Origin of the sequence: Mangrovibacter phragmitis (assembly GCF_040429585.1) — a bacterium.
Classification (GTDB): domain Bacteria; phylum Pseudomonadota; class Gammaproteobacteria; order Enterobacterales; family Enterobacteriaceae; genus Mangrovibacter; species Mangrovibacter phragmitis.
This window is the reverse complement of record NZ_CP134782.1, coordinates 2,107,134-2,122,340: the sequence shown is the minus strand read 5'-3', so window position 1 is coordinate 2,122,340 and position 15,207 is coordinate 2,107,134. Positions and strand designations below refer to the sequence as shown.

The following is a 15,207-nucleotide window of genomic DNA, read 5'->3' as shown; positions in this document are numbered from 1 at the left end:
AAAGGAGTTTTTCCATGATTAATATATCAGTAGCGCGAATTATCCTTCTGTTTTAAAAGAACGAACATGGCTGATGTGGTAATTAAACATTCCGAAAGTTAATAAAAAGATATATCGGAGTCAGTGTTAAGTGATATTCTTTTTATTGATATTCTCCCCACGGATTTTCTGTCTGTATAATATCGACCGGAAAGTTGGAGCGCATTGTTACTTTCAATTACGTCGAATATAGTCGAGCCAATATACTCGCTCCAACTAGGGTTTTTAGGGGTTGATTTATATACATAATACAATTTGTTGTTATCCAGTTCCTTAGTTGGTGTTGCTTCTAGCGTAACAGATTTAACTGTGGGGCCGTGCATTTCTATCTTTGTTACAAGGAGTGCTTGCTTTATTTTTGCGCGGACTTCAAATTCATCATTTGTTTCTGTGATTATATGTCCAACCCAAATTCCATTTAAGTCAGGATATATGTCTTTCTTGAAAAACCTTATTGTTCCCCATATTAGTCTTGATATCTTTGATGAAAGGAGAAAGAAGTTTATGATAATGGATGCTAATGATGATATTGATAACAATTTGAGCAGGCTTAAGTCAGAAGACAGAACTGTCTTAAAGATCCAAAATGAAAGTATTGTGACAAACAAAGAGATTAGTGATACCGTTTTTAACAACCAGTCAAATCTTATTATTCTAAACATTTCGCACCATTATAATATGTCTTTGTAAATAGAAATCATATTCTTACCGTTGCTTTTAGAATTTAACAGTGCAACATAGGCTTCTCTTAGATTCGCTCCCACACCAGCTGAAAATGTAATTTCGTCAAAGGAATAGGATTTTATCTTATCAAAAACAAAGTTAAGATTGACCTCGTTGTCTGTTTTCGCTGTAACACCATCTGCGGCTTGGAAAATTATCTCAAATCCATTGGATAAAAGCATTTTAGATATTTTTTTTGTGGTATCATTTAATTTGTTGCTTATGTATGTCAACCTCTCTTCTGAGTTGGATAAGTATGATGAGGTTATTTTTCTCCCCACATCATCGCCATCTATCGCTATGTACATATTAACTCCAAACTAACATGGATTATTATCTAAGTGGTTATATTATATCAACCCTGAATGCTTAGTTGCAAATGAATTTATTTACTTAAAAACGTTGCGGTTTAAATTGTATTTATACCCGGCCAAAGCGAGGTTTGTATTTTAAATTTTTTTAATTTTAATGGGTTTAATCCTATGTCTTGTTAAATACATCAAGTGTGTTGAGGTTTTATATGTTCAATGTGGCGATTAATTCAATTGTTCTGCTTGTAATCTACACTTAAATGATAATTATTAAATCTTTACACTAAAGATTTCTCATGACATTGGCATTATAATTAAGTGAAATAATATACCTGTTAAGCCCTTTGAGAATGATTCTCCGGTTACGGTGCTGTGGCCATTTCCAAGAAATCTCTCACCCCAGATCTAGGTGGTGGTGGATAGACTGGATGCTGCGTTCAATAATGAGACAGCCCGGGTCCGGTTGTAAGTGATGCCGGAACGAGACAATTAATTTAAGAACAAACCGCCCCCGGTTAGCAGGATCGTCTCGTCCGGCAGGAAAGCATGCTAACACCTACATGAAGTCCCTGTCAGTGCAGGCCCCAGACTCAACACCACCAATTTACTTTTCACCACTGCGAAGTAAGGGGCGCTACGCCCGGCTATGCAGGGGCAGTTTTTCTCCTGTGCGCTTTTCGTTCCTGTATCGGCTTCCTGTTAATCGTTTCCCAACACAACCCGTCCTGCAAGGGTAAATGGCACGCTTGCTGCGCCCTTGCAGGACAGAACGATGCCGGGAAAGCGAACCGTCAGGCGATACGAAGACGAAAAAAACACACTGACGGAGAAAAAATCATGACAATTTCCCTGCATAATCCCCGGACAAGCGCCCCTAACACCGCAGCGGCGACCAGCATATCCCCGCTGGACCCGTCAGGCTCCTCAAAAACGAAATTTTCTAAAACCAGAACGGATATTTATCAGACCGTTACCGACAGCATCATTGCAGCGCTAGAAGCCGGTGTGAAACCTTGGTCATGCCCGTGGCAGCGTGTATCCGGCATGTCTGGTCTGCCATCGAATTACGCCACCAGCATAGCCTACAGCGGTATGAATATCATGTTGCTATGGTGCAGTGCATCAAAACAGGGTTTCAGCGATTCACGCTGGATGACCTACAAACAGGCACAGGCAGCAGGTGGACAGGTTCGCACACGTGAACGTGGCACAACAGCCATTTTCTACACCACCCTGGAGAAGGAAAACGCCGCCGGAGAAGTTGAACATATTCCGATGCTGAAAACCTTTACCGTGTTTAACGTTCAGCAAATCGACGGCCTGGCCCTGACAACTGAAACTGTCAGCCCGGAAGCAACCTTTGACCCGGTGCCGCAGGTTGAGAACCTGTTACGGAAGAGTGGCGCAAACATCATCGAGAAAGGACAAAACGCCTTTTTCAGCCCATCAACAGATGAAGTCTGGCTACCGGAGCGCCATCTGTTTTCAGATGCGGCTAATTTCTACGCTACAGGTCTGCATGAGCTGATTCACTGGAGTGGTGGCAAAAAACGTCTGAACCGTGAAATGAAAGGGAAGTTTGGCAGTGCGGATTATGCAGAGGAAGAACTGATAGCAGAGCTGGGAAGTGCCTTTCTGATGGCTGATCTTGGCATTGAGGGAGAGGTACAACATGAAAGCTATATTGCTTCCTGGCTGAAAGAGCTGAAAAACGACAAGCGTTATATTTTCAAAGCGGTCAGCGCAGCCTCTAAAGCACATCGTTATTTGATGGACAAAATCTGAGCCGCAAGGTCTCAGGACCGCAAAGGAGTGTGGCTTTCCGTGCTGGGATAGGCTTAACCGGTAACGCTGTAGAGGTATGAGTGAGACGGAGCGGAGTCGGAACGAGCACCGAACAATCATACCTCTACAGCGGAATAGTGCATTCTATGCGTTGATTATGGTGTCTGGCATTAGAACTTCTTTTAAATCTGAGAGTTGAAGCTCTGAAGTTATGTTGATCGGACGGTTGACAATAAGATATTCTGGTGTTTCTCCCTCCTTGGTTCCGTACTACCAAAAAGAAGACCATATAGAGGAATTAGTATGGCAAATTTCGAGGACTGGTGTGATTCGACAGAGCGTAATATCAGCGACCATTATTTGCAGTCAATAACGGCCAGGGATGCCGAGTGTATGTTCGGCGTTCAGGTTATGGCCGCGCTAATACCTGAACACTATGCGTCACCAAGAAATATCGCTAACGCATTTGAAGCTCTAGGTAAACCGGGGCTGGCGGCATACATTGCTGGAAAATTGCCTGAAACGAAACAGATTCGTTCCGGTGATTTGGGTGAGATATTTGCAACTGAATGGATAAATGCACGTAGCAATGGCTATAAAACGCCTATAAAAAGATTGCGCTGGAAAGATCATCGCAATATGTCGATGCGTGGTGAGGACGTCATTGGTATTTACATAGATCAGTCTTCTCAACAACTTTTTTTCCTTAAAACCGAAGCGAAAAGTCGCGCCAAAATGACGGGAGAGGTGGTTTCTGAAGCCCGCGATAACTTGAATAAAGAGCAAGGGCTGCCATCTTCACATGCCCTAATGTTCATAGCAGATCGCCTGAATGAACAGGGTGAGGAGCTTTTGGCTAAAGCGATCTTAAATGCAACGCTTCGGCAAGGAATTGTTCCAGGATGCGTCCGGCATCTTATCTTTCTATTATCGGGCAACTCTTCAGAAACTATGCTGACCACTTCAATTGAAAAGTATACAGGTCAAAATAATCAGTGGGGTGTTTGTCTAAGAATTGCTCGCCATGGTGAGTTTATTGCCGCAACTTTTGAAAAGGTGATTAGCGATGCCAGCAACAGCTGATGAAATTATCGAAGCTATTAAGGAAGCTTCAGCTGTAGGTTTTCGCGGGCGCCTGATTGCACGCGGGCAAGCCCGGTCGGTGATCTGGCGAGACGGTGACTTGCCGCCGGATGCACCGGAGTTTAGCGCACTGCTCAGTCAGGACCTTCAAGGCTATGCTTATGCCCTAATCGATCTCGGCCTTCGTCTTCGAGAACTTAATGGAGACGACGCCTATGCGCGAATTGCTTTTGAACAGGCCGGAACCGCACTCGAGTCGGCTATTGCTAAAGGAAAACGCGACAGCCGGGATACAGATTTTCACTTCGTAATGGCTGCTGCAAGCTATCACCTTGCGCATCTTTCAGCACGAGCCTATTCGTTACTCGCAATGGTTGGTCAGGATGATAATTTTTCACCAATAGAGAGGGCTCTTATACAACTGATCCGGCGTGATTTGCGTACTCTGCGCGATAATGCGTTGGGCTTTCGGCTCAGAGGTGATGGCAGTGACGTGAAAATTACTGAAATCCTCCAGGCTCGCCTAAACTTGCCGCAAGACGAGAACGGTGACAGTGAGTCAGAGGAGGACATCCTTTTTGATGGGCTTGATTTGGCACTGACTGACGCCTATATGTCGGCCATTTCTCTCTACCTTCTCGCTGTAGAAAGGGGAGAATCACGTTTGCTTTCCAGGGCTATTGAAAAATTAAGAATTAGTCTAAGTATATGTGCTCAGTTTAATATGCTACCCCAGTGGTGGCTAAACTTTATTACCATTCATCTGTTATCTGACCTTTGGTCAGATACATTCCATGAAAGATTGCCACTGGTTCCAGTTGGTGGTGACGCTGCTGAATGGCCCGCGCTTCGGGAACTGTTTATTGCACTGCTTCAAAGACGACCTCGAGCCGAAATTGATCTCTGGCCATCGCAGAGAGAGGCCGCCGGACGCTCTGTTAATGACAATGACGATTTGGTTGTTTCGTTGCCAACCAGCGCTGGAAAAACTCGTATTGCTGAATTGTGTATTCTTCGCTGTCTGGCGGGTGGCAAGCGTGTTGTTTTCATCACCCCGCTTCGTGCGCTTTCTGCACAAACAGAAGCCACTCTCTCCAGAACATTTGGGCCGCTTGGGAAAACAATATCAATGCTGTATGGCAGCATTGGCGTAAGTGGTATGGATGAGGATGCAATTCGCCAGCGTGACATCGTCGTCGCCACGCCTGAAAAACTTGACTTTGCTCTCCGGAATGACCCGTCAATTATTAATGATGTAGGACTTTTTATTTTTGATGAGGGGCACATGATTGGGGCCGATGAACGAGAGGTTCGGTATGAAGTTCAAATTCAACGGCTGTTGCGCAGACAGGATGCCGATACGCGCAGAATTGTCTGCCTCTCGGCAATTCTACCTGATGGTGAGCAACTCGATGATTTTGCCGGTTGGCTCCGTCGTGACAAGCCCGGAGGACCAATCAAAAATAATTGGCGACCGACCCGCTTGCAGTTTGGCGAGGTCATATGGTCCGCTCCAGCAGGTCGGCTTAATCTCAGCGTCGGTTATGAGGCGGCTTGGGTATCGCGTTTTATCGTCAGCAGACAACCGCCAAAGGTTAAATTACCTAATAAAAAGCAGCGAACAAAAATGTTTCCCTCTGATAACAAGGAGCTCTGCTTAGCGACAGCCTGGCGTCTAATTGAAGATGGACAGACCGTACTTATCTACTGCCCACTTCGCCGGAGCGTCGAACCGTTTGCCGAGACAATTGTCGATCTGCATCAGCGCGGACTACTGCCATCTTTATTTGATGCTGCCCCGGACATTCTGGATACGGCTATCTCGCTGGGAGAAGAATGGTTGGGGGCACACAGCCCGATACTTGCCTGCCTACGGTTGGGCGTGGCTCTTCATCATGGCGCATTGCCTACGGCTTACCGCAAAGAAATCGAACGTTTGCTGCGAGATGGGGTACTTAAAGTGACGATCTCATCACCGACGCTAGCACAAGGTCTTAATCTTTCGGCAACAGCTATCGTCATGCATTCTCTTCATCGGAATCGCGAGCTTATCAAAGTGTCCGAGTTCAGAAACGTCATAGGCAGAGCAGGGCGCGCATATGTAGATGTTGAAGGGCTGGTGATTTATCCAATATTCGATAAAGTAAATAAACGCCAGACTAACTGGCATACCCTCACATCTGACACGGGGGCCCGTGAGATGGAGAGCGGACTAATACAGCTTGTCTGTGTGTTATTGATTCGCATGCATACACGGCTTGGTGGGGATTTAAAAGCACTCACTGAATATGTGACCAACAACGCCGTAGCGTGGGAATTTCCAGAAATTATGACCGAATCTCCGCAAGAAAGAGATATTGCGCAGGCCATCTGGGAAAAACAACTTTCAACGCTTGATACTGCTATTCTGAGCCTTCTTGGTGAGAATGATATCCCGGATGACCAGATTGAAACTGCTCTTGATGACATTCTTCAGTCTTCACTTTGGCAACGCAGTTTGCAGCGTTATAGGGATGAGAATGAACGGATTTTGCTGAAATCGGGACTCCTGTCCCGCAGCCGCTACATCTGGCAGCGCTCAACGGCAGCAGGGCGCCGGGGGTATTTCCTGTCGGGGGTAGGACTTACAACCGGGCTACGACTTGATGCTATTGCCGCTAAGGCCAACCAACTATTGATTGATGCGAATGCGGCTATAATGGGCGGTGATGCCGAAGAGGCAATTGCTGCTATCACGGCGCTCGCTGAAGAGGTCTTTACCTTCTATCCGTTTATACCCGATCCATTGCCTGGCGACTGGAGAGGTATTTTACGTTCCTGGCTATTGGGTGAACCCATGACTAACGTCGCGAATACGCAGGCGTCTGAAACGCTTCAATTCGTCGAGAATGGGCTGGTGTATCGACTTCCGTGGGCAATGGAGGCTATTAGGGTACGTGCAACAGCTAATGGAGACCTCATAGGTGATACAGATACCACGCTAGACGATTATGAGTTAGGTTTTGCGGTTGCTGCTGTTGAAACAGGTACCTTGAGCCGTTCGTCTTCACTGCTTATTCAGGCGGGTTTTAGCTCTAGGCTTGCAGCCATAAAAGTGGTTACAGACACTACTGCCGATTTTCAATCCGGCCAGGAGCTTAGAAGGTGGCTGAACTCTGAAGAAGTGATAAGCCACACGGATAATCATGACTGGCCTACACCTGAAACCAGAGTGATGTGGCTGGAATTCTTGGGTAGTCTCAGCCCCAAAGGCAGCCAGGTTTGGAGTCGTCATCGTTATAACGGAATGGTGGACTGGAGAGATACTCCGGCAGTGATCGGCACACCATTGCAGCTTTACACTGTTGATGGTATTCATCACGTGCTGGCTGATGATGGCACTCCTCTGGGAAGTATAAATGGCAGAATTAACACAAACAGAAGAGGTCTTCTTAGAGTTGAGGTGGATGATGAGAATGGTCGTGCCATGTTCGATTATTTAGGACCGGACGACTTTATTTCTACCTGATTTCTGGTTCGAGCGACTTATGATTGGTGCATGCATCTAGCGTAATCGGTGAGACCGTAGCTATATATTGTTATCCAAGTTGAGCCGTTGCAACTCGTCGAGCGTGTAGACGCGGAAGACATTCCGGTGGCGGGTTTCCAGCGGGATGTGTTGATGGTTAACGATAACGTGTCTGATGCTGTCAAACAGCCGTTCAAGGCCGCGCTTTTTCTGCGGGTCCGGCACGATATAAAAAACGTAAATCCAGTCTTTCCGGGTCCGGGCCAGTAAATGGCTTGCGATGATTGACTGGTAGCGAGCTCTGGTTTTCAGACGGCGCTCGGTCTCAATGGCGATCACGGTTCCGCAAGGGAGAGTGATCAGCCCGTCTGGCCGGTGATTGACCTGATAACGGCTGAGGAAGGTCGTGCGATCGCCGTTTATCCAGCCGGACGCGCCTTTTTGCTCAAGGATGATCCGTGCCGCCTGATTATCAAGGTGATGTTCCAGCGTCCAGCCGGTAATCTTTGAAGGCTCAAATCGTGCGGGGAAAAGCGCATCGTCGGGGGTTAACACAACGGCCAGTCCGTCACTGGTTATGCCCCACAATGAAATTTTTATTGTGCGTGATACCAGGACATGCTTTTGTATTAACCCCATTCTCTCGACTTTTGAAAGAAGGGTATAAAGCGATTTATGATCCCGGAAACCAAATAGCAGTATCAGCGTTTTAAAATCGCTGTAGGTTTCTTCTTTCAGGAAGTTCAGCAGTTGTTTTATTTTTTCTCTGTTGCGTGTCTGGCGCTCTTGATATGTCGAAATCAGCATAACCGCTCCTTAAAAATCCAGCGGGGACAGGTCTTTTTCATCATCAGGTTTTGGCTTTGTCGGTTTTACTTCGCTTTTGTCGAAGAAAAGAGCCGGGTGCGATGCCATCACATCCAGCGCGGTTGGTTTATCATCGTCGCCAAAATCCAGTGCGATCTTCACCGGTGCCGCCGCTGCGGCAATATCAGGGGAAACAGAAAAGGTTTTTAACCGGCGCTTTCTGACCTTTATCGGTGAAATCAGGGAGGCAGAAGGTAGCGTTGTTGTCGTAAAGATAAAACTGACAAAATCAGGCAGGTTCAGGATCATATTGCTGTCAATAAAAAAACGCTCGGCCTGGCGGATTGTGCGCTCACTGTCGATGGTTTCAGTGAGCATATTATCCGTCTTAGCCTTACGGAGTTCGTCATCCACCAGAATCGTTCCTGACATTCTCGCTATCCAGTCTGCTGTATCCGGATCCATAACCCGGTAAACCAGTTTAAATTTGGCATTTTCAACGACCGCACCGACAACGGCGTCGCCTTTCAAATCTGCCGGGCAGTCTTTTAAATCGGCAATGGACTGGTGATCCATAATAATATGCACGCCTTTATCCCGAGCCGCGCCTAAACCTTCCAGCGCTGGCCTGGATAAATGGTATTTCAGTTCGGAAAGATAAATAGCAATGGGGCGGGGTACGTCTGTTACACGTTCGCGCCTTTCTGCTAACTGGTAAAGGCGAACCAGCAGCATACGCTGAGCGGTAATGATTTTGCTGTTTCGCATGGAGCCGATAACATAACAGCAGCCACCTTCATCAAATATTTTTTTGAGTGAAAAACCCTCCGGTGAATTAATGGCATTGAGTAATGCCAGCTCCTCAATCTTGCCAAAAAATGCTTTGATTTTTTCGGCAATACCCTGAACGTAATCACCGTTATAAACATCCCGGATTGTTGTCGATGGATTATCGCTGACAAATTGTGCGGCCATACGGGCGGCTTTCCGGTCGTCGATCCGATAAAAGTCAGATTCCTGACCTTTTTCCGCCAGACTGAAACCTGCAACGAACAATTCTTCCAGTTCATCTGGCGTAATATCTTCAATCAGGTTTAGCTGGTATTGCTGTTTTCGCAGGTCAATTAAGGCAAAGGGTTTTCCTGCATCCTCGCAGGCTTTCCGATAAAGGTGTGGAGCCCATTCATCATCCTTGGGGTCCATAACAAACACACCTTCACCGGCCAGAATACTTTGATAAAGCAATATGCCGGTGGCAACACCTTTCCCAGCTCCAGTGGTGCCGATAATATCCGCGTGTTGTTTCTGCCAGTCTTTTAACGGGAGATACATTGGTTCGTTCTCCCTGTCCATGCCAGTAAAAATGCCTTTATTCAGGTCAATATAATCCAGCGGATCATAATGCAGTGTTTCCGGCAGCAGGGACTTTACGGTGCGGACATCGGTGCGCAATTCGCGTTCAAGGGTAGTTTTTTTAACAAGATGTTTCTTTATTTTGTCCAGTTCCGGCGTGAATACCCGGCGAAGCATAATATGAAAAATAATTCCGGTTACAGTGAAAGCAATCCGTACTGACCAGACCAGTACCGTATTATCACTGGTGAGTCTGGTCTTATACAGCCACTGGAAGGATCCGATAACTATCGGGGCCAGTGTGCCAGAGAGAAAACACAGCAGGGAAAAAGCGATAATCAACCTTTTCCATAACGGGGCTTTCTGCCGTTCATCGCTTTTCATTGATGCAAAAAACGGCATCGTCAGCCCCGCTAATAATGCCAGCACCAGTTGTTTCTGTTGCACAAAAGCCAGCACCGCCAGCATCCCGTTCACTATCGGGGACAGTGAAGCGGTAAGCTTATTTAAAATCATCATGCCTCCTTCGTCAGCGATTCGCCCCATGACATCGCCCCATCAATTCGCCCCACGGTGTCGGGCGAAAAGACGGGGCGAGCGTATGGGGTAAAGAAGGTAACCGCTGTGCGGCCATGTACCGGAAAGCATGCTTCCCTGCACGAAACGGCGTGCGCCAGTACATGCGGGCTGGACGCCCTTATTGCCTGTCGCATGGGGGTAATGTCGCGGCTGGACGCCACGCCAAAACCCCCAGGGTCAAAGGCGGCACACCGTCGCACGCTACGCGCGACCACCCCCTTTAAGACGGTCGCTTTCGCCTTTTTCTTCCCTTTGCTCGTTCCTCGCAGCGGGAATAAAAGGGAAGCTGACCTTTAAAGAGGGTGGTCGCGCCACGCTACCGGCTTTTGGCCGGAGACTTAGCTGCGACGGTGTGCGGGGCTGTGCCCCCCGGGTAAACCGCTGTCGTGGGCGACAGCTTTTCGCTCGCTGGGGCGGCGAAATTTATCCGGCTCCCCCGGCCTGCAAAATCCGCGTGGGCGCGGCTGTTTGCAGGTGAGGTGCGGTACCTGAATTATTTTCGCTTCTTAACCCGCGAAAATATTTCTGTCCGCTGCCTCATTTTTGCGGCCCCTGTTTCTTCGCTCCTTAATCCGCGAAAAACAGAAGCCGTAAAAACCTGAAAACCGTCACGCTCTGTGCCCGTCTCGCCAGTATTAACCACGAACGCGGCCATATTTACTGATGACCTGACTGATAGCCGCCGGGTCTGCCGAATCACATTCACTTAAAAATGATTGTCTGGCATCGGCCGTATGGTCAGGAAGAAAGCCGTGTTTATTCTTTTTCACGATATTAAAGAATTCACGTTCAGCGGAATGACATTCACTGCCGCCGCCATTTCCGGTTGCTTTACCGTACATACATAACATCACCTCGCAGGCATCAGCAGCCAGTACAGATGTTGAACATGACGCCATAACGCAAAACAATAATACGGAGGATATTGCTTTTTTCATTTCAGTCACCGTTATGATTAATGAAAGGTTACGTGTTTTGGGGAGTGTTATTTACCGGGGTTATTTTCTGAATGCCTCCCTCATATTATTCAGATGGACTGGCTTAAAATAAACATTGCTCATCCGGCGCACGTCGTCGTGAATATCCATGCTGACGATCACATCAATGCTTTTAAGCACCTTGCGCAACAATACGTCGAAAGGAATATTCCGACAGTCGGGGTTTTCATAGCAGCGGTCAATGATCCCTTCAATACATTCCTCCGGACTGCCAGCATGCAGGGAAGTGATTAACCCCTCATGCCCGGAGCCGATAATTTTCAGCGCGTCCCACGCTTCCCGCCCACGAATTTCCGCCAGTAATATCCGGTCAGGGTTCATTCGATAATTAGCACGGATTAGCTTGCCGGGTGTGACAATAGCATTATCCCCGGCATCCGCCGGGTAAAAAAGATGAACATAATTGGCATGGTGATAAAAACGGATTTCAGGATTATCCTCAATCGTTACCAGCCGGAGATGCAGCGGAATATAATGCAGCAGCGTTTTCATATAGGTGGTCTTGCCGGAGCCGGTTTCACCCACAATAAAAATCGTTTTGCCGTATTCCACCGCCTTTTCCATAAAACGGGGAATATCCCCGCTGTGATATAACCGGATCAGTGCATTATCCTGACTTTCCATTTTTTCCTGACCGGCTACGTGCTGATAAAATCCCGCATCAATCCATGACTGATGTGTTTTCTGCTCAAACGAGGGTTTGCGCAGCGTAATGGACACCGTATTACGTTCACAGGCCGGAGAAATAATCGCCTGAATACGTTCGCCGGATCCTAATGTTGCAGAAAGGATGGGTGATGTATCGTCAATATTATCGTCATGCCAGGACGCCAGCGCTCTGGCAAAAGCATGACACTGACGCAACGTGATGGGGGATGCCTGTTTTTGCCATTTTCCCCGAATTTTTGTATGCAGCTCACCCGGTCGGTTAACCGCAATTTCTGTCAGGCCATCCTGAGCAAGAAAATCACCAAACAGCCGGTTTTTCATAAAATCCAGTGACAGGTTTTCAGCGCTCATATCATTTCTTTTTCAGCCGTAGTTGATAAACAGAGGAAAAATCAATATCCGTGCCGGTCATGATGCCGATCACATCGCCCTGGTTCAGGTACATCGTGGGCGGGATACTGATGCTGTTTTCCAGCGTCGTTATCGCCATTTCCGCCGTGGCGGCGCGGGTGTTTTCGGTATAATCGGTATTACGGTCTTTCCCCGGTGCGGCATCCGATGCCGCTGCCGCCACGTCCTGCACGGTACTCAGCATCAGGGCGTTGCCGAAACGCTCCCAGAAATGGCTGTCGATCCAGCCCGCGATCCCTGCCTCGCCGAGCGGGCCGGTGGCCTGCGTATCGGTGAGCGGGATTTGCAGGCTGCCGGGCTCCGGCGTACGCAGCTCCGTCCACAGCACAAACATCCGGCTGCGCCCGTGTTGCAGTGCCCCGGTGCGGTAGACGCCACGGGCGACCGTTCCTGCCGGGATCAGCTTCACATGGTTACTGGCGCTCCAGACATTCTCACTGATCAGGCAGGAGATATGACCGCCAACATCGGATACGAAGCGCCGCATCATCGAACACGGAATATAGCGGTCCACCGGGATATAGAGATCGGGATCAAGGCCCAGCCGTCTGACACCGGTGACGCGGGCAACGCCCGGATTGTCGTTGTTATTGCTGCCTGCCGGTGCTGTCGTATCCGGGCAGCGCAGGCGTCCATCTTCGCCACTGACCAGTACCGACTGACAGGATGTGTACGCCGTGGAGTCTGACGGTCTTCCCGACGTTTCCGTGTTGCTGTGCACTCCGCTTCGGGACATGCGTGTATTGTCGCCTGACCCTGTACTGCCGTTGTTCAGCCCCTCTGCCAGTGCTGCCGCCTTGTTCAGGGCGGGCGGTTCCGCTGGCAGAGCTGGAGCGGTAGTGACGGTCTGACTGGCCGGGTCTGCGCTTTGCTGTTTGCGCTGCCCGAACAGGCCAAACGGGTTACTGTCCATGCCCAGATTCTTACGCTCCTGCTGCACCGCCCCGGAGGAGGAGGGCGGCGCGGTGTCAGATTCTTTCTCATCACCCCTTTTCAGGGCGCTGAGAAAACGATCGCCACCGGATGCCAGCGCGATGACCAGGACCAGACTCAGCAGGCTGACGATCAGCGTGCGGCGACCGGACGCTTTACGGAAACGGGTCACTTCCGGTTGGCCGGGCGGCGTTTTCTGTTCCGGCTCCTGATATGCCATTGCCGCGCGGGCGCGTTCACGGGCTTCTGCTTCCCGCTCTGCGGTGGTTTTTTCCGGTTCGTCCGGGAAAGATTTGTCGGTCATTTTGCCTCCAGCATAACGGAGGGTGAAACGGTGTCACTGTTGGTCAGCGGAATACGCCCGGATCCGTCGTTTTCGATCCCCACCACCGAGGTGCCGTAACGCAGAACCAGTTGCGGCGATGCCGGAACCGCCATCACGGTGTGGTTGCCCTGTTTAATGGTTCGGGGCGTGACCGCCTGCTCCTGGCCGTTAACCACCCGGAAAACGGAAGGCAGGGTTTTCGTGGGGGAAAAACCGATATACATAAAACGACCATCATCCCAGGTAAAGTCCGGGGCGATGGCGGCGGAACCGGCTGCCACCCGTTTTGTATAGTGCCAGTTGCGCAGCATGGTGGCCTGTCCGAATGCCGTCGCTATCCGCTGCCGGTCCAGTGTTTCCTGCTGTCGTTGCTGGCGGGTGGCGCTGGCGGCGGCTGACTTTTTCCTCTGCTCATCGGGATAGAGGTAGCGGATGACAAAGGCCTGGGCGGGCGAGTCTTTATCCAGCACGTTCAGCTCCAGGCTGTAATCGCGCTTCGATGTCACCACGAACAGATTGGTTTTCCAGTCTTTTGCCGTCGGCAGAAACACCTGGCTGACGTTGTTGCCGCTGGCATCCGTGACCGGCTGGGTAATCGGGTTCGGGCTGACGCCCACCCGGTTATCGCTTTTCGTCACGGTCCAGCCTCTGGGAAAACCCGCCTGCGCATCGATAACGGTTTCATCATCGTCAAACACCAGCATGGTGACGTAGCCGGGGCGGGTACTGACGACCGTGGCGTTCTGGTTGTTGTATGTGACGTTCTGCATCCGGCTGTCATACGCGCTGCCGCGCGGTGTCGCTGCGCTCCATGCCACGCATGACATCATTAAGCCAGAGAGGAGCAGGGTATGTTTCAGCATCATTCCCCCCTCAGCTCTTTGTCGCGCTGGTAGCTGGTGACGATAAAACCCAGCGGGTTCACTTCGCGCTGGCTGTCGGTCAGTTGCCGGTGCGGAACGTAGCGGTAAGTGAGGCGGATATTCCACACATCCGTTTTCACGGAATTATCAGCAATACGACGAATTGTGCGCTTAATACGCAGTGTTGCCAGATTATCCGTCCCGGTGGCAGGCGCATGCACATTGGAAATAATGTCGATATAAACGACATATTCCGCCTTGTTAAAAATCACGTCCGGGGCCTGGTCGCCGTTAAACTCGTCCAGATAGTCCCGGTTCACGCTGTCGCTGTTAAATAACTGCACGTCGTCATAATCACGCTGGAGGGAGAAATAATTATATCCCTCGCGGAGTCTGACATAGTGTGCTGCCAGTGAATGTGCCAGCGCTTTTTCAGATGAAATATCCCGCTCCTTCACGCGGGTCATATATTCATAGCGACCGGTCTGTTTATCCACTGACCATAATTCAGTGTCGGTGGTTTTAAGCGGCAGCAGGATAATAATGGCCGCAATCGCCATTGCGGCCAGAATCAGTCCGGCAGCAGCCACCCGCCAGGCGGTTTTTCGGGAACGCTCTTCCTTTTCCAGCAGGATGGATTCAAAAGAGCGGGAAACATTAACAATGTTCTGAATATCAGACATGGTGAGTCAGCTCCTGAATGATGGCGGGGGAATTCACCGGCTCGGGTTCGCCGGATACCGGCGGGAGGTCGCCCTGATGCCGTGCGCAGCCCGTGAGCGCGCACAGCATCAGAAGGATGATGCTGAATTTCATGGAA

General features: G+C 49.4%; 13 protein-coding genes. 3 read left to right on the top strand and 10 right to left on the bottom strand.

Going from position 1 to position 15,207, the window contains the following annotated elements:
- Positions 1–98 precede the first annotated feature (98 nt).
- Both MPHASIOC01_RS10395 and MPHASIOC01_RS10390 read right to left on the bottom strand, forming a co-directional pair.
- Entirely contained in the window at positions 99–701 is a 603-nt protein-coding gene (locus tag MPHASIOC01_RS10395) for a hypothetical protein (RefSeq protein WP_071549951.1), read from the bottom strand.
- 9 nt (positions 702–710) lie between these two features.
- A complete protein-coding gene (locus MPHASIOC01_RS10390) occupies positions 711–1,070 on the bottom strand; it encodes a mCpol domain-containing protein (RefSeq protein ID WP_001593450.1) in 360 nt (119 codons plus the stop codon).
- 840 nt (positions 1,071–1,910) lie between these two features.
- Between MPHASIOC01_RS10390 and MPHASIOC01_RS10385 the strand changes: the two genes are divergently transcribed.
- From MPHASIOC01_RS10385 to MPHASIOC01_RS10375, 3 genes are all read left to right on the top strand, one after another.
- A complete protein-coding gene (locus tag MPHASIOC01_RS10385; protein ID WP_001593449.1) occupies positions 1,911–2,858 on the top strand; it encodes an ArdC family protein in 948 nt (315 codons plus the stop codon).
- 303 nt (positions 2,859–3,161) lie between these two features.
- Positions 3,162–3,941 (top strand): Hachiman antiphage defense system protein HamA, encoded by a 780-nt coding sequence (locus MPHASIOC01_RS10380; RefSeq protein WP_001593448.1) that lies wholly within the window; start codon positions 3,162–3,164, stop codon positions 3,939–3,941.
- A complete protein-coding gene (locus MPHASIOC01_RS10375; protein ID WP_353614547.1) occupies positions 3,925–7,449 on the top strand; it encodes a DEAD/DEAH box helicase in 3,525 nt (1,174 codons plus the stop codon). Before MPHASIOC01_RS10380 ends, MPHASIOC01_RS10375 begins: the two co-directional genes overlap by 17 nt.
- Before the next feature lie 60 nt (positions 7,450–7,509).
- Here MPHASIOC01_RS10375 and mobC read toward each other — a convergent pair whose 3' ends face one another.
- From mobC to MPHASIOC01_RS10335, 8 genes are all read right to left on the bottom strand, one after another.
- The gene (gene mobC / locus MPHASIOC01_RS10370; RefSeq protein WP_001593446.1) at positions 7,510–8,256 is read right to left on the bottom strand and encodes a MobC family replication-relaxation protein; all 747 of its coding nucleotides are present in this window, start codon (positions 8,254–8,256) and stop codon (positions 7,510–7,512) included.
- A gap of 9 nt (positions 8,257–8,265) precedes the next feature.
- Entirely contained in the window at positions 8,266–10,125 is a 1,860-nt protein-coding gene (locus MPHASIOC01_RS10365; RefSeq protein ID WP_058683320.1) for a type IV secretory system conjugative DNA transfer family protein, read from the bottom strand.
- 698 nt (positions 10,126–10,823) lie between these two features.
- The gene (locus MPHASIOC01_RS10360; protein ID WP_044173363.1) at positions 10,824–11,126 is read right to left on the bottom strand and encodes a TrbM/KikA/MpfK family conjugal transfer protein; all 303 of its coding nucleotides are present in this window, start codon (positions 11,124–11,126) and stop codon (positions 10,824–10,826) included.
- A 60-nt stretch (positions 11,127–11,186) separates the two neighbouring features.
- The gene (gene virB11, locus MPHASIOC01_RS10355; protein ID WP_353614546.1) at positions 11,187–12,206 is read right to left on the bottom strand and encodes a P-type DNA transfer ATPase VirB11; all 1,020 of its coding nucleotides are present in this window, start codon (positions 12,204–12,206) and stop codon (positions 11,187–11,189) included.
- A 1-nt stretch (position 12,207) separates the two neighbouring features.
- Entirely contained in the window at positions 12,208–13,503 is a 1,296-nt protein-coding gene (virB10, locus tag MPHASIOC01_RS10350; RefSeq protein ID WP_353614545.1) for a VirB10/TraB/TrbI family type IV secretion system protein, read from the bottom strand.
- Positions 13,500–14,390 (bottom strand): P-type conjugative transfer protein VirB9, encoded by an 891-nt coding sequence (gene virB9, locus MPHASIOC01_RS10345; RefSeq protein ID WP_248192374.1) that lies wholly within the window; start codon positions 14,388–14,390, stop codon positions 13,500–13,502. Before virB9 ends, virB10 begins: the two co-directional genes overlap by 4 nt.
- A complete protein-coding gene (locus MPHASIOC01_RS10340) occupies positions 14,387–15,070 on the bottom strand; it encodes a type IV secretion system protein (RefSeq protein ID WP_353614544.1) in 684 nt (227 codons plus the stop codon). Before MPHASIOC01_RS10340 ends, virB9 begins: the two co-directional genes overlap by 4 nt.
- The gene (locus MPHASIOC01_RS10335; RefSeq protein WP_020078407.1) at positions 15,063–15,203 is read right to left on the bottom strand and encodes a hypothetical protein; all 141 of its coding nucleotides are present in this window, start codon (positions 15,201–15,203) and stop codon (positions 15,063–15,065) included. The genes MPHASIOC01_RS10340 and MPHASIOC01_RS10335 overlap by 8 nt, the downstream gene beginning before the upstream one ends.
- Positions 15,204–15,207: the final 4 nt, after the last annotated feature.